This window comes from Rhodococcus sp. DMU1, from assembly GCF_012272955.1.
Classification (GTDB): Bacteria; Actinomycetota; Actinomycetes; order Mycobacteriales; family Mycobacteriaceae; genus Rhodococcus; species Rhodococcus aetherivorans.
In genome coordinates this window covers 3,898,942-3,923,870 of record NZ_CP050952.1, presented here as the reverse complement: position 1 = coordinate 3,923,870, position 24,929 = coordinate 3,898,942, and the positions used below count along the sequence as shown (strand labels likewise).

Below are 24,929 nucleotides of genomic sequence, written 5' to 3'. Positions count from 1 at the left end.
GTGACGAGCGATGCGGACAGGGCGATCGAGGCTGCGTCGGACGGCCTGATCGCCCTGTCGCATTCGATCCACGCCGAGCCGGAGCTGGCCTTCGACGAACACCGCAGCGCCGCGAAGATCGTCGAACTGCTGCGCGGCGGCGGATTCGAGGTCCGCACCGGGATCGCCGATCTGCCCACCGCGTTCGACGCCCGGTTCGGCAGCGGGGAACTCGTCGTCGGCATCTGCGCCGAATACGACGCCCTGCCCGGCATCGGGCACGCGTGCGGGCACAACATCATCGCCGCCGCCGCCGCCGGCGCGGGCCTGGGTCTCGCCGCGGTCGCCGACGCCCTCGGCATCACCGTCCGCGTCATCGGCACGCCCGCCGAGGAGACCGGCGGCGGCAAGGTGCTCATGCTCGAGCGCGGCGTGTTCGCCGACGTCGGCATGGCCCTGATGGTGCACCCGGGCCCGTTCGACATCACCGGGGCGACGTCGCTGGCCCTCGCCGACATCGCCGTCACCTACACCGGTCGCGAGGCGCACGCCTCCGCCGCCCCCGAATACGGCCGCAACGCCGCCGACGCCGCGACCGTCGCGCAGGTCGCCGTCGGCCTGCTGCGTCAGCATCTGCTGCCCGGCCAGCAGATCCACGGCATCGTCAGCGACGGCGGCACCGCCCCGAACATCGTGCCCGCGCACACCGAACTGCTGTACTACCTGCGGGCGACGACCGCGGACTCCCTCGCCGACCTGTCCGAGCGCGCCGGGAACTGCTTCGCCGCCGGGGCTCTCGCCGCCGGCTGCACGCACGAGATCCGCACCGTGTCGCCGACCTATACCGAACTGACTCCCGACCCGTGGCTGGTCCGGGCTTATCGTGAGGAGATCATCGGTCTCGGGCGCACGCCGCTGCCCGTCGAGGAGGAAGGATCGCGCCCGCTGGGCAGCACGGACATGGGAAACGTGACGAACGTGGTGCCGGGTATCCACCCGGTGATCGGTCTCGACTCGGGTGGGGCGGTGACCCACCAGGCGGCGTTCGCCGCCGCGTGCGTCACCGCCTCGGCGGACCTCGCCGTCCTCGACGGCGCCCGCGCGCTCGCCGCGACGGCGGCCCGGGCGGCGACCGATCCCACGCAGCGTGCACGGCTGCTCGAGAACGTGGTGCGCCGATGAACCCGTACATCGAGAAGTGGCTGGGCGAGCACACCGACGACCTGTCGGCGTGGCGTCGGCACATCCACGCCAATCCCGAACTGGCCCGTCAGGAGTACGCCACCACCGAGTTCGTCGGGAGCACGCTCGCCGCCGCCGGGCTCGAACCGAAGGTGCTGCCGCGCGGCACGGGCCTGATCTGCGATCTCGGCCCCGAGGGTCCGCGGATCGCCCTGCGTGCCGACATGGACGCGTTGCCCATGCAGGAGCTGACGGGCCTGCCGTTCGCCTCCACCGTGCCGGGCGTGACACACGCCTGCGGGCACGACGCACACACCACCGTCCTGCTCGGCACGGCGCTGGCGCTGCACTCGGTGCCCGAGCTGCCGGTGGGTGTGCGGCTGATCTTCCAGCCGGCCGAAGAGGTGATGCCGGGCGGCGCGCTCGACGTGGTCGCCGCGGGCGCGCTCGAGGGGGTGGCCCGGATCTTCGCGTTGCACTGCGATCCGCGGCTCGAGGCGGGCCGGGTCGGGGTGCGGGTCGGGGCGATCACCTCGGCCGCCGACACGGTCGAGTTGGTCCTCGACTCGCCGGGCGGGCACACCTCCCGCCCGCACCTGACGGGCGATCTGGTGTACGGGCTCGGCACCGTGATCACCGGGCTGCCGGGCATGCTCAGCCGGCGCATCGACCCGCGCACGAGCACGGTGATGGTGTGGGGCGCGGTGACGGCGGGCAAGGCCGCGAATGCGATTCCCCGCACCGGCATGCTGACCGGCACCGTCCGCACCGGCGACCACGAGACCTGGGAGCTGCTCGAGCCGATGGTGCGCGAGATCGTGCACGGTCTGCTCGCACCGACCGGCCTGAGCTACGAGCTGGACTACCGGCGCGGTGTGCCGCCCGTCGTCAACGACGAGGTGTCGGCCCGGATGGTCGAGGACGCGGTGCGCGCGATCGACCCGGACGCGCTGGCGGACACCCCGCAGTCCGGGGGCGGCGAGGACTTCTCCTGGTACCTCGAGCAGGTTCCGGGGGCGATGGCCCGGCTGGGTGTGTGGCGGGGGACCGGGCCGAAGCTCGACATCCACCAGCCCGACTTCGATCTCGACGAGCGGGCCCTGGCCGTCGGCGTACGGGTGATGACGAACCTGGTCCTGGGATCAGGTTAGGCTTGCACAACCTGTACGTTGCCTGTGAGTCGTCGCTCACGCCAGGAGGTCCGGATGCATTTTCGACGCAGAGCTGTCGCCGTACTGTCGGCCGGGGTCGTCGCCGCCGTGTTGGCCGCGTGCGGCAGCGACTCGGGATCGGGTGAGTCCGAGGGCGGTTCCACCGGTGCGCTCACCCTGTACTCCGGGCGCAGCGAGAACCTGGTCGGGCCGCTGATCGACCAGCTCGAGGGCACCCTCGGCTTCGAGGTCGACGTCGTCTACGGCAGCACCCCCGAGATCACCGGAAAGCTGGTCGAGGAGGGCGGCTCCTCGCCGGCCGACGTGGTGTTCACCCAGGACGCCGGTGCGCTCGGCCTGCTGGACCAGGCGGGGCTGCTCGAGACGCTGCCGGCGTCGGTGACCGAGCTGGTTCCCGCCGACTACCGCGCCGCCGACGGCACCTGGGTGGCGACCTCCGCGCGCGCCCGCGTGCTCGTCTACAACGACGAGAAGGTGCAGCCGCAGGATCTGCCCACCGGCATCGACGGCCTGCTGGACCCGAAGTGGAAGGGCCAGATCGGCTTCGCCCCGACCAACGCGTCGTTCCAGGCGTTCGTCACCGGGCTGCGCGTCGCGCGCGGCGAGGACGGGGCCCGCGCCTGGCTCGAGGCCTTCAAGGCCAACGAGCCGGTGGCCTTCGAGGGCAACGGCCCGCTGATGGAGGGTGTGGACACCGGCCAGGTCACCCTCGGCCTGACCAACCACTACTACTGGTACGGCCTCGCGGACGAGCGCGGTGCCGAGAACCTGAACGTGCAGGTCTACTACTTCCAGGCCGGTGATCCGGGCGCGCTGGTGAACATCGCCGGGGCCGGCGTGCTGAAGACCACGGACCAGAAGGAGCAGGCGGAGCAGTTCGTCGCCGCGCTGCTCTCGCCCGAGGCCCAGGCCTACTTCGCCGACGAGACGGCCGAGTACCCGGTCGTCGAGGGCGTCGAGACCAAGGACCAGCTGCGTCCGCTGTCGGAGATCGGCAACTCCGACATCGAACTCGCCGAACTCGCCTCGCTCGAGCAGACCCAGGCGTTGCTGCAGGAGCTGGGATTCATCTGATCCAGCTCGCCGCTCTCCGTCCCACCCGGCGCAGCCGGCCCGTTCTCACGCTGGCTGCGCTGGGTGTCTCGGTGTTCGCGCTCGCCCCGGTGGCACACCTGGTCATGCGTGCGTTCGCAGACGGCCCCGACCGCGTGTGGTCGCTGGTGTTCCGGCAGCGCACCCTCGATCTGGTGTGGCGCAGCGGCATTCTCGCGCTCACCGTCACCGTCGCCTGCCTCGTGATCGGCGTCACCGCCGCGTGGCTCACGGCACGCACCGACCTGCCCGGCCGGCGGTGGTTCGCCCTGGCGCTGAGTGTTCCGCTCGCCATCCCGTCGTACGTGTCCGGCTTCGTCTACATCGCCCAGTTCCCCGGCCTCGCGGGTTTCGCGGGGGCCGCGCTGGTCCTCACCGCGGCGAGCTTCCCGTACGTGTACCTGCCGGTGTCCGCCGCGCTGGCCTCGGTCGATCCGGGACTCGAGGAGGTGGCCCGCACCCTCGGCCGGTCCCGGCTGCGCACCACGCTCACCGTGACCCTGCGTCAGGTGTGGCCGACCGCGGCGGCCGGCGGCCTGCTGGTGGCGCTGTACACCCTCAGCGACTTCGGCGCCGTCGCGCTGATGCGGTACGAGGCCTTCACCCTCGCCATCTACGGCAGCTACCGGGGGCTGCTCGACCGCACCCCGGCCGCGGTGTTCGGCTTGGTGCTCGTCGTTCTCGCCGTCGCGCTGACGGTCTCCGAGCGCCGGGTGCGCCGCGGGGCCACCGCGCGCGTCGGTTCCGGCGCCCCACGAGCCGCCGCGGCCGTGCCGCTGGGCGGGCAGCGGTGGACAGCCCTGGCGTTCCTCGCCGTCGTGCTGGTGGTGAGCGTCGGCGTGCCGCTGGCCGGACTTGCGCGCTGGTTGTGGTTCTCGCAGCAGGCGGCGATCGACTGGGCGGGGATCTGGACGGCGACGACGTACACGCTGTGGGTGGCGGCCCTGGGGGCGTTGCTGACGACGGCGCTGGCCCTGCCGGTGGGCACCCTGGCGGCGCGTTCGACCTCGCCGGTGGCGCGGTTCACCGAGAGCGCCTCCTACGTCGGGTTCGCGCTGCCCGGCATCACCGTGGGTCTGGCTCTGGTCTTCTTCGGTATCCGGCTGCTGCCGCAGTGGTACCAGCACACCCCGATGCTCGTGATCGGCTACGCGGTGTTGTTCCTGCCGCTCGCCGTCGGGTCGATCCGCGCGGCCGTCGCCTCGATCCCGCTCGGCCTCGAGGACGCGTCCGCGACCCTCGGCAGCGGACGGCTGCGGACCGGCGTCCGGGTGATGATCCCGCTGGCCGCGCCCGGTGTCGTGGCGGGCGCGGCGCTGGCGTTCCTCACCATCGCGAAGGAACTGCCCGCGACGTTGTTGCTCGTGCCGATCGGGGAGGACACCCTGGCGTCACGGATGTGGAAGTACACCGAGACCCTCGAATACGGTTCGGCGGCCCCGTACGCCGCGATCCTGGTGCTCATCGCCGCGCTGCCGTCGCTGGTGCTGGGCCGACTGTTGCGGGGCCGGGTCGATGCGGAAAGTGGCGGTGAGGAATGAGCGGGCTCTCCATCGAGGGCGTATGCGCCCGGTACGGGCGGACCGAGGTCGTCAGCGACGTCTCGCTGACGGTGGAGCGAGGCGCGTTGCTGGCCGTACTCGGGCCCTCGGGCGGGGGCAAGACCACGCTGCTGCGCGTCGTCGCGGGTCTGCACCCGGCGAGCGCGGGGCGCGTCGTCGCGGACGGACGCGACCTCACGGCTCTGCCGCCGGAGCGCCGGGGGGTGGGGCTGGTGCCGCAGGAGGGTGCGCTCTTCCCGCATCTGAGCGTGGCGCGCAACGTCGGCTACGGGCTGGTGCAGCCGACGTGGCGATCGATGGTGCGGCAGAAGTCCGTCCGGCACCGCCGCGTGGCGGAACTGCTCGACCTGGTCGGCCTGGCCGGCACCGGTCAGCGCAAGCCGTCGCAGTTGTCCGGCGGCCAGCAGCAGCGCATCGCGCTGGCGCGGGCGCTGGCCCCGAACCCGTCCGTCGTACTGCTCGACGAGCCGTTCAGCGCCCTCGACGCCGGGCTGCGGGCCAGTCTGCGCGCCGAGGTCCGCGCCCTGCTGCGGGACCAGGAGGTCGCCTCCGTGCTGGTCACCCACGACCAGGCCGAGGCCCTGGCCATCGCGGACACGGTCGCGGTGATGCTCGGCGGGCGTGTCGCCCAGGTGGGCACCCCGGAGGAGGTCTATCGGTGGCCCGCGACGCTCGAGGTGGGCGCATTCGTGGGGGATTCGGTCGTGCTCGACGCCGATGCGGACGGCGACCGCGCGCACACGGTGATCGGTGCGGTCCCGCTCGCCGCCCCGGCCCACGGCAAGGGTCACGTGCTCGTGCGCCCGGAACAGGTGCAGGTCGCCGCGGCCGACGAGCCGTCGAAGTTCACCGTGCTCGACATCGCCTTCGGCGGGGCACTGACGGAGGTGCGGGTGACCGGCGCCGGGCAGACGATCCGGGCGCAGCGGGCCGCGTCGCACGACGTGCAGGCCGGGGATCCGGTGACGCTGCGGGTCGGCGTCCCCGTGCCGTTCTACCCGGACCGGCCGGCCGGGGACTAGAAGCTGTCGGGCCGGCCCGGCCCGACGTTGCGGCTGTTGCGGGTGCGCAGGTCGCGCACGTAGTCGGCGGGGGCTCCCGCGATCTCGGCGGCGTCGGCCATCACGCCCAGGTAGCGGGCCGACGGCAGGCCGCCCTCGTACGCGTCGAGGACGTACAGCCAGGCGAGCACGGGACCGTCGTCGGTGTCCACGCGCAGCCGGATCTTGCGGTGGATGCCGAGTTCGGAGCCCTCCCACCGGTCGAGGCTGCGTTCGTCCTCGTCGGGTACGTCGTACAGCACCACGAACACCTTCGAGTCGGGATCCTCGACGACGGTGGCGAGCGCACCCTCCCAGCCGATGTCGCCGCCGCTGAACGTCAGCCGCCAGCCGTGGAGCCAGCCGGTTCCGGCCATCGGCGAATGCGGGCAGCGCTGCAGCATCTGCTCGGGATGCATGTTGGAGCCGTAGGCGGCGTAGATCGGCACGGGGTACAGGCTAATGGCTGACCGTCCGGCGCAGGACACGGGGCGCTGGCCGCTGCGTGGCCGAGTCCGCGTGCGCAGGACGGGGCCGGTGGCATAGCGTGTCTGCGGACGTTCGGCAACCCCGGCGCCCGCACACCCGGACCGAGGACCATCTCGGAATCGATACAGAGGAGAACAATGACCCGGATCGTGATCATCGGCGGCGGCCCTGCGGGCTACGAGGCGGCGCTGGTGGCGGCTCAGTACGGCGCGACCGTGTCACTGATCGATTCGGACGGGGTCGGCGGTGCCTGCGTGCTCTTCGACTGCGTGCCGTCCAAGACGTTCATCGCGTCCACCGGCATCCGCACCGACATGCGCCGAGCCGCCGACCTCGGCGTCCAGCTCGAAAGCTCCGGGGTGGCGCTGCCCGAGGTCAACGCCCGGGTCAAGAGCCTCGCCCGCGCGCAGTCCGCGGACATCCGCACCAAGCTCGAGGCGGCCGGCGTGCAGTTGCTCAGCGGCCGCGGCGAGCTCATCGACAGCCAGGTCGGGATGGCGGCGCACCAGGTGCGCGCCAACCTCTTCACGGGCGAGGAGCGGATCCTCGACGCCGACGTCGTGCTCATCGCGACCGGCGCGAGCCCGCGGGTGCTGCCCGGCGCGGAGCCGGACGGCGACCGCATCCTCAACTGGCGTCAGCTCTACGACCTCGACGCGCTGCCCGAGCACCTCGTGGTCGTCGGTTCCGGTGTCACCGGCGCCGAATTCGTCTCCGCCTACACGGAGGTCGGTGTCCAGGTGACACTGGTCTCGAGCCGCGACCGGGTGCTGCCGCACGAGGACGAGGACGCCGCCCTCGTGCTCGAGGACGCCTTCGCCGAGCGGGGCGTGAACCTGGTCAAGCACGCCCGTGCCGACGCCGTCGAGCGCACCGCGAACGGGATCCGGGTCAAGCTGGCCGACGGGCGCATCGTCGAGGGCAGCCATGCCCTGATGACGGTCGGCTCGGTGCCGAACACCTCCGACCTCGGGCTCGAGAAGGTCGGCCTGCAACTCGACCGGGGCGGTTACCTCCAGGTCGACCGGGTCTCGCGCACGTCCGTCTCGGGTATCTACGCCGCCGGCGACTGCACCGGGCTGCTGCCGCTGGCGTCGGTGGCCGCGATGCAGGGCCGCATCGCGATGTACCACGCCCTCGGCGAGGGGGTGAGCCCGATCCGGCTCAAGACCGTCGCCTCGGCGGTGTTCACGCGGCCCGAGATCGCCACGGTCGGCGTCAGCCAGGCCGCGATCGACAACGGCGAGGTGCCGGCCCGCACCGTGATGCTGCCGCTGCACACCAATCCCCGTGCGAAGATGTCGGGGCTGCGCCGCGGCTTCGTGAAGATCTTCTGCCGTCCCGCCACCGGCGTCGTGATCGGTGGCGTGGTGGTCGCCCCCACCGCCTCGGAGCTGATCCTGCCCATCGCGATCGCGGTGCAGAACAATCTCAGCGTCGACGATCTCGCCCACACCTTCTCGGTGTACCCGTCGCTGACCGGGTCGATCACCGAGGCGGCGCGCCAGCTGATGCGGCACGACGACCACCTGGACTGAGCGGGATGACCGGCGTCGACGTTCTTGACTCTCTCGCTGGGGGAGGGTCGACGGTGGACGCATGCGAACGAACAGCATCTTCCCCGTGGTCCCCGCTCACGACGTCGCCCGCAGCCGCGACTTCTATGCCGGGCTGCTCGGTCTGCGTGTGGTTTTCGACAGCGGCTGGTATGCGCAGCTGCAGGCGGCGACCGACGAGACCGTGCAGCTCGGTCTCGTGGCACGCGGCCACGAGACGATTCCCCGAGCCCACCTCTCCGCTCCCGCCGGCGTGCTGATCTCGGTGGAGGTCGACGACGTGGACGCCGTGCATGCGCGCGCCGGCGACCTCGCACTCCCGGTCGCGTTGGAACTGCGCGACGAGGACTTCGGGCAGCGGCACTTCATGACCGTCGATCCCGACGGCCTGCTCGTCGACGTCATCACGGTGATCCCGTACGCGCCGGAGGTTGCCGGAAGCGGGGCGGTGGTGACCGGGTGAGCCCGGCCGACGGATGGCTGAGCATCGGCGAGTTCGCGCGGATGTCCCGGCTGAGCGTCAGGACGCTGCGCCACTACGACCGCGAACGGCTGCTCGCTCCAGGCCGGGTCGATCCGCGTACCGGATACCGGTACTACTCGCGCGAGCAGCTCGCCTCGGCTCTGCGCATCGCGGTATTGCGCAGAGCCGAGGTATCCGTCCCCGCGATCCGTCTCCTCCTGCAGGACCCCGGACACACCGAGGTCGTCCTCGCCGCGGAGCGGGAACGGATCGAGCGCGAGGCCGCCCGTAAGCACCGGGCGCTCGCCCTCGTCGCCTCCCTCGCCGAGGCCGAAGCCGGCGGCCTCGCCGTGCGCCGGCACTGGATCGAGGATCGAACGGTCTTGTGGCGCAATGGGGAATCGACCGCCGAATCTCTGGATTCGAATGTGACGAACCTCGTGACGGCGCTGCTGGCCGACGCGTCGAGCGCCGGGCTGCCCACCGACGCGCCGGTGGTGGGGCAGTACCCGGCCACCCTCGACGGCGTGGTGCAGTTCGGCGTCGGTCTCGAGTTGCGGTCCCCGCTCGGACGTGCGGAAACTGCCACGACGACGCTGCCGGGCGGGACTTTCGCGGGCGTGGACTTCGTCGGTCCGGTCGCGCTGCTGCCGGTCGCCTACCACGCACTGTTCGGGTGGCTCGACGAGCGCGGTCTCGCGGCCGAGGGGCCGTTCCGGGAGTATTACCTCACCGACCCGCGTGACGTCGCTGCCGATGCGATGCGTACGCGGGTGCTGCACCCCCTGCCGGGTGAGCACGTTCCGGGATGAGGGTTCCCCGAGGCCGGCGCGCCGCGGCTCCCGCGCCGGCTTCGCCCCACCGGATCAGTGTTCCATAGTGCGGGATCAGCATTCCACGCTATGGGCAGGTGGTGCTACGGTGGGGCGAGGACCGGATCCGGTCCGTCATCGACAGCCTCGCGCCGACCGCGGACCCGGGACGAAAGAGGTCTTCTCTCAACCCGTCCAGGAGTTCCCGTGTCCGTCGACGGCAGTATCCGCACCGCCCGCAGGTTGCGCGGCCTGCGCAGCTCCGCCATCCGTGATCTGCTCGCCCTGACCGCCCGACCGGACGTCCTCAGCCTCGCCGGCGGGCTCCCCGCGCCCGAGCTGCTGCCCACCGCGGAGATCGCCGACGCGGCCGCCACCGTGCTCCGTGACCCGGCTGCCGCCCAGTACGCCGCGACCTCCGGTCGCGGGGACCTGCGCGCCGTGCTCGCCGCGCGGGAGGGCGAGCGGCTCGGACGCGCCGTCCACCCGGACGAGGTCGTCGTCACCCACGGCTCCCAGCAGGCGCTGAGCCTGCTCGCTCAGGTGCTGCTCGACCCGGGTGACACGGTGATCGTCGAGGAGCCCGCGTACACCGGTGCGCTGCAGGTCTTCCACGCCGCCGAGGCCCGCGTGGTCCCGGTACCGCTCGACGACGACGGCATGGACACGGAGGCGCTCGAACGCCTCCTGGCGGCGGGGGAGCGGCCGGTGCTCGTGCACACCGTCGCCACGTTCCACAACCCGCGCGGGGTCGTGTTGTCCGCGGCTCGGCGCCGGCACCTCGCGGCCCTCGCCGACCGGTACGGATTCCGCGTCGTCGAGGACGATCCGTACGGCGAGCTGTGGTTCGGACAGGCACCTCCGGCGCCCGTCGCGTCCTGGTCGGACCGCGTCGTCCGGCTCTCGAGTGCCTCGAAGACCCTCGCCCCGGCATTACGGGTGGGCTGGCTGCACGGCGACCGGCGGCTGTGCGCGGCCGTGGAGCTGCTGAAACAGGGCGCCGATCTGTGCGGCTCGTCCCTGACCCAGGCGATCGCCGCCGCGCTCCTCGCCGACGGGCCCTGGTACGCCGGGCATCTCGACCGGCTCCGGGGCACCTACGGCGCCCGGGCCACGGCGCTGTCGACCGCCCTCGCCGCGGAGTTCGGCGACGCGGTCGTCTCCTCCGCCGTGCGCGGCGGCATGTTCACCTGGGTGCGGTTCGCCGGTGAGCTCGACACGGCCGAGTTGCTGCCCGTCGCGGCCGAGCACGGTGTCGCGTTCGTGCCGGGGACCGCCTTCGCGGTGTCCGGGGACCACGGTCGCACTGCACGGCTGTGCTTCGCCACCGCCGGGGAGGCCGACCTCGCCGAGGCGGCGCGCCGGCTCGGCCGCGCCGTGCGCGCCCTGCAGCACAGGACGGCCCGTGCGTAACGCGGCTCAGGCCCAGCCGTAGGTCCGCTCGACCGCCTTGTTCCACTCGGCGTAGAGCCGCTCCCGCTCGGCGGCGTCCATCTTCGGTTCCCAGGTGCGGCCGGCCGCCCAGTTGCGCCGGATGTCGTCCTCGCCGTCCCAGAAGCCGACCGCCAGGCCCGCCGCGTAGGCCGCGCCGAGCGCGGTGGTCTCGGCGACCACGGGCCGGACCACCGGGGCGCCGAGGATGTCCGATTGGAACTGCATCAGGGTTTCGTTGACGACCATCCCGCCGTCCACCTTCAGGGTGTGCAACTCGACGCCGGAGTCGGCGTGCATCGCCTCGATCACCTCGCGGGTCTGGTAGGCGGTCGCCTCGAGCGCGGCGCGCGCCAGGTGCCCCCGGTTGACGAAGCGGGTGAGCCCGGCGATCACGCCGCGCGCGTCGGGGCGCCACCGCGGCGCGAACAGGCCGGAGAACGCCGGCACGAAGTACGCGCCGCCGTTGTCGGGGACGGTCGCGGCGAGATCCTCGATCTCCGCGGCCGTGCGGATGAGCCCGAGATTGTCGCGCATCCACTGCACGAGCGACCCCGTGACCGCGATCGAACCCTCGAGGGCATACACCGCCGGGGCGTCGCCGACGCGGTAGCAGACGGTGGTCAGCAGCCCGTGCTCGCTCCGGACCGGCGTCGTCCCGGTGTTGAGGAGCAGGAAGTTCCCGGTCCCGTAGGTGTTCTTCGCCTCGCCCGGCGACAGGCACGCCTGGCCGAACGTCGCGGCCTGCTGGTCGCCGAGGATGCCCGCCACCGGGACGCCGGCGAGCGGCCCGCGTTCGCGGGCGTACCCGTAGATCTCCGACGAGCTGCGGATCTCCGGCAGCATCGACATCGGGATCCCGAAGTCCGCGCAGATGTCCGGATCCCATTGCAGCGTCTCGAGATTCATGAGCATCGTGCGAGAGGCGTTGGTGACGTCGGTGAGATGCACTCCCGGCTGCCGGTTGCCCGCGCCGGTGCCGCCGGTGAGGTTCCACAGGATCCAGCTGTCCACCGTCCCGAACGCGAGCTCGCCGGCCTCCGCCTTCTCCCGGGCGCCCTCGACGTTGTCGAGGATCCACCGCACCTTCGGGCCCGCGAAGTACGTCGACAGCGGCAGGCCCGTGGCCTTGCGATACCGGTCCACGCCCGCGTCGCCGGCGAGCTGCTCGACCAGGCGATCGGTGCGGGTGTCCTGCCACACGATCGCGTTGTGGACGGGCCGGCCGGTGGAGCGTTCCCACACGACCGTCGTCTCGCGCTGGTTGGTGATGCCGATCGCGGCGATGTCGGCGCGTGTCAGATCCGCCTTCGCCAGGGCCAGGGCGGCGACTTCGCGGGTGTTGAGCCACAGCGTTTCCGGATCGTGTTCCACCCAGCCGGCGCGGGGGAGGATCTGCTCGTGCTCGGTCTGGGCCCAGGCCACGATGCGGCCGTCGTGGTCGAAGATGATGCAGCGGCTCGACGTGGTCCCCTGATCGATCGCGGCGATGTATCGGGTCACGGCAACCTCTCCGGGCGTATGGTTCGGGACGGCAGTCTGCGGACGAACCTACTAGCCTGAGTGCGGAAACGTCGGCGACTCACGGGAGCGATGCGGTGACCAACCAACCAGGCGTCCAGATTCTCGGGCCGCAGCAGCGCCGTGACGCGTGGCGACGGCTCGGTTCGGAGCAGTTCGACGTGGTGGTCATCGGCGGCGGCGTCGTCGGCGCCGGTGCCGCCCTGGACGCCGCCACCCGCGGGTTGAAGGTCGCCCTCGTGGAGGCACGGGACTTCGCCTCCGGCACGTCGAGCCGCTCGTCGAAGATGTTCCACGGTGGGCTGCGGTATCTCGAGCAGCTCGAGTTCGGGCTCGTCCGCGAGGCGCTGCGGGAACGCGAGCTGTCGCTCTCGACGCTGGCGCCGCACCTGGTCAAGCCGTTGAAGTTCCTCTTCCCCCTCACCCACCGGGTGTGGGAGCGCCCGTACATTGCCGCGGGCATCTTCCTGTACGACCGGATGGGCGGCGCCAAGTCCGTGCCCGCGCAGAAACACCTGACCCGCTCCGCGGCGTTGCGCATGGCGCCCGGGCTCAAGCGCGACTCGCTCGTGGGCGGGATCCGGTACTACGACACCGTCGTCGACGACGCCCGTCACACCATGACCGTGGCCCGCACGGCCGCGCACTACGGCGCCGTGGTGCGGACCTCGACCCAGGTGGTCGGGTTCCTGCGCGAGGCCGACCGCGTCTCCGGCGTGCGGGTGCGCGACTCGGAGGACGGGTCGGTCACCGAGGTGAAGGGGCACGTGGTGATCAACGCCACGGGGGTGTGGACCGACGAGATCCAGGCCCTGTCCCGGCAGCGCGGCCGGTTCCGGGTGCGCGCCTCGAAAGGCGTGCACATCGTGGTGCCGCGCGACCGGATCGTCAGCGACTCGGCGATCATCCTGCGCACCGAGAAGTCGGTGCTGTTCGTGATCCCGTGGGGCAGCCATTGGATCATCGGCACCACCGACACCGATTGGAACCTCGACCTCGCCCACCCGGCCGCGACGAAGGCCGACATCGACTACATCCTCGACCACGTGAACCGGGTCCTGGTCGTCCCGCTGACCGACGACGACATCGACGGCGTGTACGCGGGCCTGCGGCCGCTGCTGGCCGGGGAGAGCGACGAGACGTCGAAGCTGTCGCGCGAGCACGCCGTCGCCCGGGTCGCACCCGGCCTCGTGGCGATCGCCGGCGGCAAGTACACCACCTACCGCGTGATGGCCGAGGACGCCGTCGACCTGGCGGCCGAGGACATCCCCGCGCGGATCGCCCCGTCCATCACCGAGCGGGTGCCGCTGGTGGGTGCCGACGGCTATTTCGCGCTCGTGAACCAGACGATGCAGCTCGCCGAGCGGTACGGCCTGCACCCGTACCGGGTCAAGCATCTGCTCGACCGGTACGGGTCGCTGATCGACGAGATGCTGGAACTGGCGGCCGACCGTCCCGAGCTGCTCGAGCCGCTCACGGATGCGCCGCAGTACCTGCAGGTGGAGGTCGTGTACGCGGCGGCCGCGGAGGGAGCGCTGCATCTCGAGGACATCCTCGCCCGCCGCACCCGCATCTCCATCGAGTACCCGCACCGCGGCGTGCACTGCGCCGAGCAGACGGCCCGCCTGGTCGCCCCCGTCCTCGGCTGGGATGCCGCGACGGTGGAGCAGGAGATTGCGACCTACCGGGCCCGGGTCGAAGCGGAGATCCGCTCGCAGAGCCGGCCCGACGACGAGTCCGCCGATGCGCTGCGGGCCGCCGCCCCGGAGGCCCGCGCGGAGATCCTCGAGCCGGTCCCGACGGGCGTCTGAGGCGCCACCGGCGCGCGTCCCAGCCCTGTCGGTGGCCGGGAAGGTCGGTGGCCGGGAAGGTCAGTGGCCGGGAAGGTCAGTGGCCGGGAAGGTCAGTGGCCGGGAAGGTCAGTGGGTCAGGATGACCTTGACGAGCACCACGGTCGCGGCAACCGCGGTGAGTGCGACGGCACTCACCAGTGAGGTGCGCCCCGGCCGCTCCCCGTTGAGCCGGCCGATGACGAAGACGATGCCACCGATCCGCAGCAGCACGGCGACCTCGGCGAGCAGCTGGGCCGTGCGCGGCTCGAGCCAGCCCAGCCAGCCGAGTCCCAGGATCACGCACGGCAGGACCGCCGAACTCAGGATCGGCACCGAATTGCGCAGTTCGGCGATCTTCTCCGCCCGGGTCAGCGGGGTCCCCTGGCGCACGGTGTGCCCGACCGCCTCGGCGAATGCGTGGGCGACGAACGTCGACAGCGCCGTACCGAGCACGATCGCGATGCCGACGTACTTCGGGCCGGTGATGATCGGTACCAGCGCCGCGAGCACCAGGACGTTGCCGTAGATGTAGGCGCTGATACGGCTGGCGGCGTTGTCCCGGTCCAGAGGTGTGCGCCGGGAGAACAACGGACCGTGCAGGAGCGCGTGGGCGTCGGAGTCCATGCCGACAAGGGTGACAGACGGCGGTCGCACGGAGCCTGCGACCGCGCACATCCGCTGCGTCCGGGCCGCGGCGTAGGATCCGACGACGCAGGTGGTCGACGACGGGATCGCGGTGGTGGAGAGGGTGCGACGGCGCTGGGGCGGCACCGACATGGCGGAACGCCGGCGGGCACGCCGCGACGCGCTGCTCTCGGTGGGCATCGATCTGCTCGGCGCGCCCGAGGGGCCGGCGGTCAACGTGCGCGCCGTGTGCCGGGCGGCCGGACTGACGGAACGGTACTTCTACGAAAGCTTCGACGACCGGGACGCGTTCGTGCGCGCCGTGTATGCCGCCGTCGGCGAACAGGTGCGCACGGCGCTGGAGGCCGCGGTCGGTACGGCCCCGCGACCGGGGGATCTTCCCGAGGCGGCGGTCCGGGCCTTCGTCGAGCTGATCGTCGACCGCCCGGCCCTGGGCCGGGTGCTGCTGCTCGGCCCGCTGCGGGAGCCGTCGCTCGGTGGTCAGGGACTCGACCTCGCTCCCACGTTCGTGCTGCTCGTCCAGCAGCAGCTCACGGCGATCGCCGACCGCGAGGAGCGGCACATGGTGGCGGTCGGGCTCGTCGGGGCGCTGACGAGCCTGTTCATCGGCTATCTGGACGGCACCGTCGCGGTGTCGCCGGAGCGGTTGGTGCGGCACTGCGTGGGCCTGCTCGTCCAGGCCGGAAGTGTAGGGCCGCAGGCGGAGGGGTATTCGCGAGACGACGGCACGCTCGACGAAGGGAGGGGCATCATGCCCAGGTCGTCGATCAAGGACGAGAAGCTGTATCAGGAACTGCGCGACGACGGCGCCTCCAAGGAGAAGGCCGCCCGGATCTCGAACGCGGCGGCGAAGCGCGGCCGGTCCTCCGTCGGCCACAAGGGCGGTACGTCGGGGTCCTACGAGGACTGGACCGTCGACGAGTTGAAGAAGAGGGCCAAGGAGCTCGGGATCTCGGGCTACTCGTCCAAGCGCAAGGGCGAGCTCATCGACGCGCTGCGCAACCACTGAGCTGCGCAACCACCGAGCTGCGCAACCACCGAGCTGCGCAACCACCGAGCTGCGGGACGACCGAGCCGGCGGGACGCGCCGGCTCAGCCGTCCCCGTCGCGCGGCTGACAGTGCGGGCACCAGTCGATCTTGCGATCCGGGTCGCTCGCCGACCCCAGCATGCCGGTCCGGATCGTGGTTCCGCACCGGCGGCACGGCTTGCCCGCGCGTCCGTATACCCATGTGCCCCGGCCGGGCCGGCGGTCGCCGGTGGTGATCCGGCTGACGCGGTCCCGGTTGAACACCAGCAGGCGGTGCGCCAGATCGACCCAGGCGGCCGCATCTCCCGCGTCCGCGACCGGTGTCGACGGGTGCACGCCCCGCAGGAAGCACAGCTCGCACCTGTACACGTTGCCCACCCCGGCCATCACCCGTTGATCGAGCAGCGCCAGACCGACGGGTCGGCCCGGATCGCGCATCAGGTTCGCGGCGGCGGCTGCCGGGTCCCAGTCCGGGCCGAGCAGATCGGGTCCCAGGTGTCCCACGGCCTCCTCCTCGCGGTCGTGGTCCAGCACCTCGACGATCCCGAGGTCGAAGCCCACGGCCTCGGCGTCCGCGACCGCGAGCACGATCCTGGCGTGATATCCCTGACGGCGCCAGCGGGTCCCGGGCGCGTGGACGTCCCACACCCCCTCCATCTTCAGGTGGGTGTGGAGGGTGTGCGCACCGACGCGGATCAGAAGATGCTTGCCCCGGGCGAGCACCTCGTCGACCACGGTGCCGGTCAGATCGACCGTCGCGTACCGGGGCACGCGGATGTCGCAGCGCGTCAACGGCTTTCCCGCGAGGGCGCGGCGCAGCCGGGTGGCCGCCTGGAAGACGGTGTCGCCCTCGGGCATCAGGCCCTCAACCGGAAACCGCGGGGGGTGGCCGAGAAGCCGGCCTCGGCGAGGAATTCCGCGAACAGGTGACCGTGAATGGAACTGCCGTCGACCTTCTCGACGACGAGCGTGTCGAGGCCCCCGCCCTTGACCGACCCGGCCAGTGACGCGCACGCACCGCGGAGTGTCCCCGGGTCCTCGGTGAACGTCAGTACCGTGCGGCCGCCGCGTTCGACGAACAGACCCAGCTCGCCGTCGACGAGCACCACCAGCCCCCCGGCCTTGCGGCCGGGGCGGTGCCGCGGCGAGTCCTCGGGCGCTGCCGACTTCGGCCAAGGCAGTGCCGCGCCGTACGGGTTCGCCGGGTCGCACGCGGCCAGCGTCACCGCGGGTGTGCCGGTGTGGCGGCCCTCGAGCGACTCGCCGTAGGACCGCAACCGGTCCACGACCTCCGGGGTGGAGAACTGCGCACCGCCGAGCGTGTCGACGAAGTAGCCGCGGCGGCACCGCCCCGTCTCCTCGAACCGGCTCAGTACCTTGTACATAAGAGCGAAGCCGCCCGGCACGCCCTCGGCGACGACCGCGCCGCGGGTGACCACACCGTAGCGCTCGAGCAGCAGGTCCGCGGCGGCGTGGGCGCGCACCGTCGGATCGGTTTCCCGGTCGGGCAGCAGCGACCACCGCCCACCGACCGTCGGTGGCCCGGTCCGGCTCGGCAGCGCCGGACGGCCGCGGTACATCCGGGCGCGCGGGGCGCGTCGGGGCGTGCGGTGCGCGGGGGTCGCGCGGGAGGTGTCGCCGACGAGGGCGCGCAGCGCGGCCGGTGTGTCCCCCGAGACGAGGCCGGCCCACACGAGATCCCACAGTGCCGAGGCGGTTTCCGTGTCGGTGGTGCCGAGGGCCTCGGTGAGCTGACGGAAGAAGAACGCCCCGCCGCCCGCGAGCGTGTCCAGGATGCCGCGGTGGACGTCGGTCTGTTCGATCTCGGCCGCCGGCGCGAGGGTCAGGGGGGCGGTGTCGGTCAGGTGCAGCGACACCCAGCCGTCCTTGCCGGAGATCTGCCCCGACCCCGCCCACAGCACCTCGCCCGTCGTGGTGAGTTCGTCGAGCATCGCGGGGGAGTAGTCCCGCACCCGCGGCGCGAGGATCAGCGGCTCGAGAGCGCTCGCCGGCACCGGCACCCCGGCCAGTTGCTCGACGACCGCGGCCACCCCGTCCACCCCGCGCAGGCCGCCGCCCACGTGCTGCCACGCCGGCAGGAACCGGCCGAGGGTGGCGGTGCCGACCGGCTCCACCTCGTGTCGTGCCGCCGCGAGCGACCGTCGCCGCAGCCGCCGCAGCACCTCGGTGTCGCACCACTCGGCGCCCGTCGTGCCGGGCCGGAACTCACCTGCGCTGACCCGCTTCTCGGCGGCCAGCCGGTGCAGCACGTCCTGCACCACCGCGGTGCCGAGCCCGAACCGGGCCGCCGCCTCCGCCGCGGTGAACGGGCCGTGGGTGCGGGCGTACCGGCCGATCAGGTCGCCCAGCGGATCGGGCACCGGCTCGACGAACGCCGTCGGCACGCCGATCGGCAACGGCACCCCGAGCGCGTCCCGGAGACGCGAGGCGTCCTCGATGGCCGACCACCGCTCGTGGCCGGCGAAGGACACCTTCAGCACCCGTCGCTGCGCATCCAGCTCGTCGAGCCATGCGGCGGGATCGGCCGTGGTGCGCTCGGCGATCTCGGTCTCGGTCAGCGGGCCGAGCAGCCGGAGCAGGTCCGCGACACCTTCGGCGTCGCGGGCCTTGCGGTCCGGGGCCAGGTGCTGCAGCTCCAGTTCGGCCCGGGCAATGACGTCGGCGTCGAGCAGTTCCCGCAGCTCCACACGCCCGAGCAGTTCGGCGAGCAGTGTCGAGTCCAGCGACAGGGCCGCGGCGCGCCGTTCTGCCAGGGGGCTGTCGCCCTCGTACATGAACGCGCCGACGTAGTCGAACAGCAGTGAGGTCGCGAACGGTGACGCGGTGGCCGTCTCGACCTCCACGATGCGGACCTGCCGCCGGGCCACGCGGCCGAGCAGGTCCCGCAGGGCGGGCAGGTCGTAGACGTCCTGCAGGCATTCCCGCACCGTCTCGAGCAGGATCGGGAAGGTGGGGTAGCGACGGGCCACGTCGAGCAGCTGCGCCGAGCGCTGCCGCTGCTGCCACAGCGGCGCCCGCTTGCCGGGCGTGCGCCGCGGCAGCAGCAGTGCCCGCGCCGCGCACTCCCGGAAGCGGGAGGCGAACAGCGCCGAGCCGCCCACCTGCTCGGTGACCAGGTCCTCGATCTCGTCGGTGTCGAAGGCGAACACCTCCGCGCCGGGCGGGGCGTCCTCGGTGTCGGGGAGCCGGACGATGATGCCGTCGTCCGAGGCCGTGGGCGCGGCCTCGACGCCGTACCGGTCGAGCAGCCGTGCGCCCACGGCGAGCGCCCACGGCGCGTGCACGCGCATCCCGTACGGGGAGTGCAGCACGAGGCGCCAGTCGCCGAGTTCGTCGCGGAACCGCTCGACCACCAGGGTCCGGTCGGTGGGCAGGTGGCCGGTGGCGTTGCGCTGCTCCTCGAGCAGCCGTGTCAGGTTGGCGGTCGCGTTGTCGTCGAGGCCGCCGCGACGGCACCGGGCGGCGGCGTCCTTCGGATCGGCGTGCCCCAGTTCGCGTACGAACGCCCCCAGGGCGGCGCCGAGTTCGGCCGGGCGGCCGACTCCGTCACCGTGCCAGAACGGCAGCCTGCCGGGCTGCCCGTAGGCGGGGGAGACCAGCACCCGGTCGAAGGTGATCTCCTCGATGCGCCAGCTCGTCGCGCCGAGCGCGAACACGTCGCCCACCCGGGACTCGTACACCATCTCCTCGTCGAGTTCTCCGACCCGGGTGGCCTTCTCGCCGACCATGTACACGGTGAACAGGCCGCGGTCGGGGATCGTGCCGCCCGAGGTGACGGCCAGCCGCTGCGCGCCCGGCCGGCCGGTGAGGGTGCCGGCGGTGCGATCCCACACCACCCGGGGCCGCAGCTCGGCGAACTCGTCCGACGGGTACCGCCCGGCCAGCAGGTCCAGCGTCGACTCGTACGCCGAGCGGGGCAGCGTCGCGAAGGAGCCGCTGCGCCGCACCGTGTCGAACCACTCGTCCACGTCGAGCGGCTCGAGGGCGACCGCGGCGACGGTCTGCTGGGCGAGCACGTCCAGCGGGTTGGCCGGCACCTGCAGGGCCTCGATGTGCCCGCCCACCATCCGTTCGACCGTGACCGCGCAGTGCACCAGGTCGGTGCGGTGCTTGGGGAACAGCACCCCGCGGGAGACCTCGCCCACCTGGTGGCCCGCCCGCCCGACGCGCTGCAGTCCGCTCGCCACCGACGGTGGTGCCGACACCTGGATCACGAGGTCGACCGCACCCATGTCGATGCCGAGTTCGAGGCTCGAGGTGGCGACGACGCAGCGCAGCCGCCCCGACTTCAGGTCGTCCTCGATCAGCGCCCGCTGGTCCTTGCTCACCGAGCCGTGGTGCGCCCGCGCCAGCAGCGGCTGCGCGCCGAACGCGACCTCGGTGGGCGCCCCGATCTGCGCCGGGGGCGGGGGCCGGCGGTCCACCGCCTCCCCCTCGCGTTCGGCGTGGATCTCGTTGAGCCGGGCCGTCAACCGCTCGGCGAGGCGGCGGGAGTTGGCGAACACGATGGTGGAACGGTGCGCGACGATGAGGTCGACGATCTGCTCCTCGACGTGCGGCCAGATCGACCCGGCCTGCGGAACCCCCGGCATCCCGTCGTCCGAGGGTTCCGGCTGCACGCCCAGTTCGGTCATGTCCTCGACGGGCACCCGCACCGTGAGATCCCACGTCTTGGCGGACGGCGGGGCGACGATGCGGATCGGCGCGGTCCCGGCGAGGAACCGGCCCACCTCCTCGTGCGGGCGCACCGTCGCCGACAGGCCGATCCGCTGCGCCGGCCGCCCGAGCAGCAGATCGAGCCGTTCGAGAGAAAGAGCAAGGTGCGCACCGCGTTTCGTTCCGGCGACGGCGTGCACCTCGTCGACGATGACGGTCTCCACGCCGGCGAGCGTCTCGCGCGCCGCGGAGGTGAGCATGAGGAACAGCGACTCGGGGGTGGTGATGAGGATGTCCGGTGGGGTGCGGATCAGGACGCGCCGGTCCGCCGCCGACGTGTCGCCCGAGCGTACGCCGACGGTGATCTCCGGCGGCTCGAGGCCGAGCCGCCGCGCGGTCTGGGTGATGCCGACCAGCGGCGAGCGCAGGTTCCGTTCCACGTCCACCGCGAGGGCCTTGAGCGGGGAGACGTAGAGCACGCGGGTGCCGGAGTGCTCGGTCGGTGTGGCCGCGAGGCGGTCGAGCGACCACAGGAACGCCGAGAGTGTCTTACCCGACCCGGTGGGGGCCACCACCAGGGTGTGCGCGCCGGACGAGATCGACTCCCAGGCCCCGAGCTGCGCGGCGGTCGGGGCCTCGAACGCGCCCGCGAACCACTGCCGGGTGGGCTCGGAGAAACGGGTCAGGACGTCGGTCACCGTTCCATGGTGCACCGCCGGTACGACACGCCGGAGGTTTCCCGGACGCCGCGCTCGTGCCGGTGGCCCCCGGCCGGCGGGTCGGGGGCCGGACGTCAGTCGGCCAGCGCGAACCGAGCGAGCTGCGCGCAGTGGTGAGCCGACCATCGGCACTTGCCGTTGCGCATCACGCGTCCGACGAGTGCGGCGGCGGCCGGCTCCCACGGTACGGCGGCGAACTGCGCGCGGCTGGCGGGTCCGTCGGACCAGCCGATCGACACGACCGGCCCGTCGGGGCGGAACCGCAGGTCCGAGTGGGCCGCCGCGAGCACGTCCACGCTCGTTCCGGCGGCCGCCTCGAGGTCGTCGACGGCCACGGTGACCCGGCCGCCGATCCGGCGGGGCTGCGCCGCCGGGGCCTCCACGTACAGCCCCGCGGCCTCGATCGCGCCGACGTGCACGCTCACCAGCGGTTCCGCCTCGATGGAGCCGTCGTGCGGCGGCAGGCACACCACCGACCAGTACTCGCGTTCACTCATCCTCGGGTTGGGCACCGCGGCGCGCACGTAGTCGCGCAGCCAGGCTGTCGCCGCGGCGAACTCCGGGTACTGCTCGAACGTCCGGTAGCGGGTGTCGCGCAGCGGCAGGCCCGCCGGCGACAAGGGCGTACGGGCGTTCACTGGATTCGGTCCTCACGCACGCGGCCACCGTACTCGATCTTGCTTCAGAGGATGACGCCCGGATTGAGGATGGATTCCGGGTCGAGCGCCGCCTTGATCCGCCGGGTCAGGGCCATCACGTCGGGACCCACCTGATCCGGCAGCCACGCCTTCTTCAGCCGGCCCACCCCGTGCTCTCCGGTGATGGTGCCGCCCAGCGCGATCGCCAGGTCCATGATCTGCCCGAAGGCCACGTGCGCACGGGCCGTCTGGTCGGCGTCGGCGGGGTCGTACACGATCAGCGGATGGGTGTTGCCGTCGCCGGCGTGCGCGATCACCGCCACCGTCACCGCATTGCGGTCGGCGATCTCGGCGACACCCCCGACCAGTGCCGGCAGGGCCGGCAGGGGCACGCCGACATCCTCGAGCAGCAGGCTGCCGGTCCGTTCGACCGCCGGGATGGCCATCCGCCGCGCCGCCGCGAACGCCTCGCCCTCCTCGGGGTCGTCGGTCGAGAACACCTCCTCGGCACCGGCGTCCTCGCACGCCCGCACCATCGTCGCGATCTCCTGCGCCGAGGCCGTGCCCGGCGCGTCGGACCGGGCGATGAGCATCGCCTCGGTGTCGCGGTCCAGTCCCATGTGCAGCGCGTCCTCGACCGCATTGATCGAGGCGCGGTCCATGAACTCGAGCATCGCCGGGCGCAACGTGGCCGTCACGGCCAGCACCGCGTCGGCCGCGGCCTGGACCGAGCCGAACGTGGCGACCATCGTCGATGCCGGCGGTTGCGGCGGGAGGAGCCGCAGGGTCACCTCGGTGATGATGCCGAGGGTGCCCTCGCTGCCGACGAACAGCTTGGTCAGCGACAGGCCCGCCACGTCCTTGAGGCGGGGTCCGCCGAGCCGCACCGCGGTGCCGTCGGCGAGCACCACCTCGAGGCCGAGGACGTAGTCCGTGGTGACGCCGTACTTCACGCAGCACAGCCCCCCGGCGTTGGTCGCCGCGTTGCCGCCGATCGTGCACATCTCGAACGAGGACGGGTCGGGCGGATACCACAGCCCGTGCTCGGCCGCGGCCCGCTTGACCTCGGCGTTGAGCAGTCCCGGCTGGACGACCGCCGTGCGGGTGACCGGGTCCACGGTGATCGCCCGCATCCGCTCGGTGCTCAGCACGATCCCGCCCGGCACCCCGCCCGCCCCGCCGGACAGGCTGGTGCCCGCGCCGCGCGGCACCACGGGCACCCGGTGGGCGCTCGCCCATCGCAGTGTGGCTTGCACGTCCGCCGTGCGCGTGGCCCGCACGACCGCGCGCGGCACCGCCGCGTCCGGATCGCGCGCCCAGTCCTGCCGGTACCCGGCGAGCAGGTCCGGATCGGTGATCAGCGCGCCGGCCGGGAGCTGGTCGGCGAGTTCGGCGAGATCGGCGGACACGGTCAGCCTGCCGGGGTGAGGTAGCGGGCGCGCAGCTTGTGTTTGACGAGCTTGCCGGTGGGCGTGCGCGGCAGGTCGTCGGAGAAGTCGATGCTGCGCGGCGTCTTGAAGTGGGAGACGCGCTCGCGGACGAAGTCGAGGAGCTCGCGCTCGACCTCGGGTCCGGGCTCGACGCCGTCGGCGAGCTGGACGACGGCCTTGACCTCCTCGCCCATCTCCTCGTTGGGGACCCCGATCACCGCGACGTCGTACACCTTGGGGTGCAGGGTGAGGACGTTCTCCGATTCCTGCGGGTAGATGTTCACGCCGCCGGAGATGATCGTGAACGCGGCCCGGTCGGTGAGGTACAGGTAGCGCTCCTCGTCGAGGTATCCGATGTCGCCGCTGGTGGTCCAGGTCGGATGATCGGGGTGCGTCGCCTCCTCGGTCTTCTCCGGGTCGTTGTGGTACTCGAACGGCCGCTCGTCGCGCTCCCACCACACCGTGCCGGTGGCACCGACCGGCAGCTCGGCGCCGCTGTCGTCGCATATGTGGACGACGCCCATCACGCCGTCGCGACCCACGGATCCCGGGTGTGCAAGCGCCTGCTCCGAGTCGATGAACGTGGCCCCCGCGCCCTCGGTGGAGGCGTAGTACTCGTACACGATCGGGCCCCACCACTCGATCATGGCGCGCTTGATCTCCGGCGGGCACGGCGCCGCCGCGTGGATGGCGACCTTCAGGCTCGACATGTCGTACTTGCCGCGCACCTCCTCGGGGAGCTTGAGCATCCGCACGAACATCGTCGGCACCCACTGGCTGTGGGTGACGCGGTAACGCTCGATCAGGGCGAGCGCCTCCTCCGGCTCGAACCGGTCCATGAGGACCACCGTGCCCCCGACGGACTGCACCACTCCGCAGAAGCGAAGCGGCGCAGCGTGATACAGCGGGGCCGGGCACAGGTACACCGACTCGGCATCGAAGCCGTACATCGGGGCGAACACCGCCGTGTAGGGGTCCGGGACGTCCTGGACCTGTCCCTCGGGCAGCTTCGGCTTGATGCCCTTGGGCCGGCCGGTGGTGCCCGAGGAGTAGAGCATGTCCTGACCACGCGGCTGCGACTCCAGCGGCGAGGCGTCGAATGCCGCGAGCGCGTGGGCGTAGTCGTCGAAGCCGGGCAGTGCACCGCCGTACACGAGCCGGCGGATCACGTTCGGGTAAGCCCCGGAACGGGTGTCGATCGCGGTCGCCGCGCCCGCCGAGGCGAGGAGCACCTTCGCGCCGCAGTCGTTGACCACGTAGGCGGCCTCGGCGGGGGTGAGGTGCCAGTTGACCACCGTGACGTACAGGCCGGAACGCAGCGCCGCCCAGTAGACCTCCATCACCCGCAGGTCGTTGTCCGAGATCAGCGCGATGTGGTCGCCCGGCTCGAGTCCGGCGGCGCGCAGGTATTTCGCGAGGCGGACGGAGCTCCCGTCGAGCTGCCGGTAGGTGAGCGACTCCCCGGTGGCGGGCCGCACGATGGCGGGCTTGTCGGGGGTCGTGGCGACGAAGTTCCCAGGAAACATGCCCCTTGGTCTACCACAGCTGTGGCCCGGGTCACGTGAGCCGAGAGGCGCTCGGCGCAACTGCTCGACCGGCCCGTCCGGTCGGCGTACCCTCACCCGCACGTGAACGGCACCGGAGCATGCGGACGGGAGGG

Annotated in this window: 19 protein-coding genes and 1 pseudogene; 12 read left to right on the top strand and 8 right to left on the bottom strand. The window is 72.3% G+C overall.

Features of this window, described 5'->3' with window-relative positions:
* The 5 genes from HFP48_RS18085 to HFP48_RS18065 all read left to right on the top strand — a co-directional run bounded on the left by HFP48_RS18085 (position 1) and on the right by HFP48_RS18065 (position 6,009).
* On the top strand, positions 1-1,161 hold the full coding sequence (locus tag HFP48_RS18085) for a M20 family metallopeptidase (protein WP_029544691.1): 1,161 nt from the start codon (positions 1-3) through the stop codon (positions 1,159-1,161).
* The gene (locus tag HFP48_RS18080; protein WP_006939637.1) at positions 1,158-2,312 is read left to right on the top strand and encodes a M20 family metallopeptidase; all 1,155 of its coding nucleotides are present in this window, start codon (positions 1,158-1,160) and stop codon (positions 2,310-2,312) included. Before HFP48_RS18085 ends, HFP48_RS18080 begins: the two co-directional genes overlap by 4 nt.
* Before the next feature lie 54 nt (positions 2,313-2,366).
* Complete coding sequence (locus HFP48_RS18075) at positions 2,367-3,407, top strand: iron ABC transporter substrate-binding protein (protein WP_006939636.1); 1,041 nt, start codon at positions 2,367-2,369, stop codon at positions 3,405-3,407.
* Between the two features lie 104 nt (positions 3,408-3,511).
* Positions 3,512-4,966, top strand: coding sequence for an iron ABC transporter permease (locus HFP48_RS18070; protein WP_170914114.1), 1,455 nt, complete (start codon positions 3,512-3,514; stop codon positions 4,964-4,966).
* Positions 4,963-6,009 (top strand): ABC transporter ATP-binding protein, encoded by a 1,047-nt coding sequence (locus HFP48_RS18065; RefSeq protein WP_050035483.1) that lies wholly within the window; start codon positions 4,963-4,965, stop codon positions 6,007-6,009. Before HFP48_RS18070 ends, HFP48_RS18065 begins: the two co-directional genes overlap by 4 nt.
* Here the strand turns inward: HFP48_RS18065 and HFP48_RS18060 are convergent.
* Positions 6,006-6,476: a gamma-glutamylcyclotransferase gene (locus tag HFP48_RS18060; RefSeq protein ID WP_006939627.1), complete on the bottom strand. Its 471-nt coding sequence runs from the start codon at positions 6,474-6,476 to the stop codon at positions 6,006-6,008. The genes HFP48_RS18065 and HFP48_RS18060 overlap by 4 nt on opposite strands.
* 177 nt (positions 6,477-6,653) lie before the next feature.
* Between HFP48_RS18060 and HFP48_RS18055 the strand changes: the two genes are divergently transcribed.
* The 4 genes from HFP48_RS18055 (at position 6,654) to HFP48_RS18040 (ending at position 10,760) form a co-directional block, all read left to right on the top strand.
* Positions 6,654-8,054 carry an NAD(P)H-quinone dehydrogenase gene (locus tag HFP48_RS18055; protein WP_006939626.1) on the top strand — a complete coding sequence of 467 codons (1,401 nt, stop codon included), beginning with the start codon at positions 6,654-6,656 and terminating at the stop codon, positions 8,052-8,054.
* Positions 8,055-8,115: 61 nt separating this feature from the next.
* Positions 8,116-8,535 carry a VOC family protein gene (locus tag HFP48_RS18050; protein WP_168579829.1) on the top strand — a complete coding sequence of 140 codons (420 nt, stop codon included), beginning with the start codon at positions 8,116-8,118 and terminating at the stop codon, positions 8,533-8,535.
* A complete protein-coding gene (locus HFP48_RS18045) occupies positions 8,532-9,347 on the top strand; it encodes a MerR family transcriptional regulator (protein WP_168579828.1) in 816 nt (271 codons plus the stop codon). Before HFP48_RS18050 ends, HFP48_RS18045 begins: the two co-directional genes overlap by 4 nt.
* A 207-nt stretch (positions 9,348-9,554) precedes the next feature.
* The gene (locus HFP48_RS18040; protein ID WP_006939622.1) at positions 9,555-10,760 is read left to right on the top strand and encodes a PLP-dependent aminotransferase family protein; all 1,206 of its coding nucleotides are present in this window, start codon (positions 9,555-9,557) and stop codon (positions 10,758-10,760) included.
* Positions 10,761-10,766: 6 nt separating this feature from the next.
* Here the strand turns inward: HFP48_RS18040 and glpK are convergent, their stop codons facing one another.
* Positions 10,767-12,281 (bottom strand): glycerol kinase GlpK, encoded by a 1,515-nt coding sequence (glpK, locus tag HFP48_RS18035; RefSeq protein ID WP_006939621.1) that lies wholly within the window; start codon positions 12,279-12,281, stop codon positions 10,767-10,769.
* A 95-nt stretch (positions 12,282-12,376) separates the two neighbouring features.
* Between glpK and glpD the strand changes: the two genes are divergently transcribed.
* Complete coding sequence (glpD, locus tag HFP48_RS18030; RefSeq protein WP_006939620.1) at positions 12,377-14,110, top strand: glycerol-3-phosphate dehydrogenase; 1,734 nt, start codon at positions 12,377-12,379, stop codon at positions 14,108-14,110.
* Positions 14,111-14,218: 108 nt separating this feature from the next.
* On the opposite strand, the gene HFP48_RS18025 is transcribed toward glpD, so the two are convergent.
* Entirely contained in the window at positions 14,219-14,755 is a 537-nt protein-coding gene (locus tag HFP48_RS18025; RefSeq protein WP_006939619.1) for a hypothetical protein, read from the bottom strand.
* A gap of 151 nt (positions 14,756-14,906) precedes the next feature.
* On the opposite strand from HFP48_RS18025, the pseudogene HFP48_RS18020 reads away from it, so the two are divergent.
* A pseudogene (locus HFP48_RS18020) lies at positions 14,907-15,458 on the top strand (TetR/AcrR family transcriptional regulator); the annotation flags it as partial.
* Between the two features lie 69 nt (positions 15,459-15,527).
* Complete coding sequence (locus tag HFP48_RS18015; protein WP_029544682.1) at positions 15,528-15,785, top strand: Rho termination factor N-terminal domain-containing protein; 258 nt, start codon at positions 15,528-15,530, stop codon at positions 15,783-15,785.
* Between the two features lie 83 nt (positions 15,786-15,868).
* Here the strand turns inward: HFP48_RS18015 and HFP48_RS18010 are convergent, their stop codons facing one another.
* From HFP48_RS18010 to HFP48_RS17990, 5 genes are all read right to left on the bottom strand, one after another.
* Positions 15,869-16,663 carry an Fpg/Nei family DNA glycosylase gene (locus tag HFP48_RS18010; RefSeq protein ID WP_168579827.1) on the bottom strand — a complete coding sequence of 265 codons (795 nt, stop codon included), beginning with the start codon at positions 16,661-16,663 and terminating at the stop codon, positions 15,869-15,871.
* Positions 16,663-21,180 carry an ATP-dependent helicase gene (locus tag HFP48_RS18005; RefSeq protein WP_168579826.1) on the bottom strand — a complete coding sequence of 1,506 codons (4,518 nt, stop codon included), beginning with the start codon at positions 21,178-21,180 and terminating at the stop codon, positions 16,663-16,665. Before HFP48_RS18005 ends, HFP48_RS18010 begins: the two co-directional genes overlap by 1 nt.
* A 95-nt stretch (positions 21,181-21,275) precedes the next feature.
* Positions 21,276-21,839: a hypothetical protein gene (locus HFP48_RS18000; protein ID WP_102799826.1), complete on the bottom strand. Its 564-nt coding sequence runs from the start codon at positions 21,837-21,839 to the stop codon at positions 21,276-21,278.
* Positions 21,840-21,883: 44 nt separating this feature from the next.
* Positions 21,884-23,254: an FAD-linked oxidase C-terminal domain-containing protein gene (locus HFP48_RS17995; protein WP_029547231.1), complete on the bottom strand. Its 1,371-nt coding sequence runs from the start codon at positions 23,252-23,254 to the stop codon at positions 21,884-21,886.
* Positions 23,251-24,795, bottom strand: coding sequence for an AMP-binding protein (locus HFP48_RS17990; protein WP_168579825.1), 1,545 nt, complete (start codon positions 24,793-24,795; stop codon positions 23,251-23,253). The genes HFP48_RS17995 and HFP48_RS17990 overlap by 4 nt, the downstream gene beginning before the upstream one ends.
* Between the last annotated feature and the right edge of the window lie 134 nt (positions 24,796-24,929).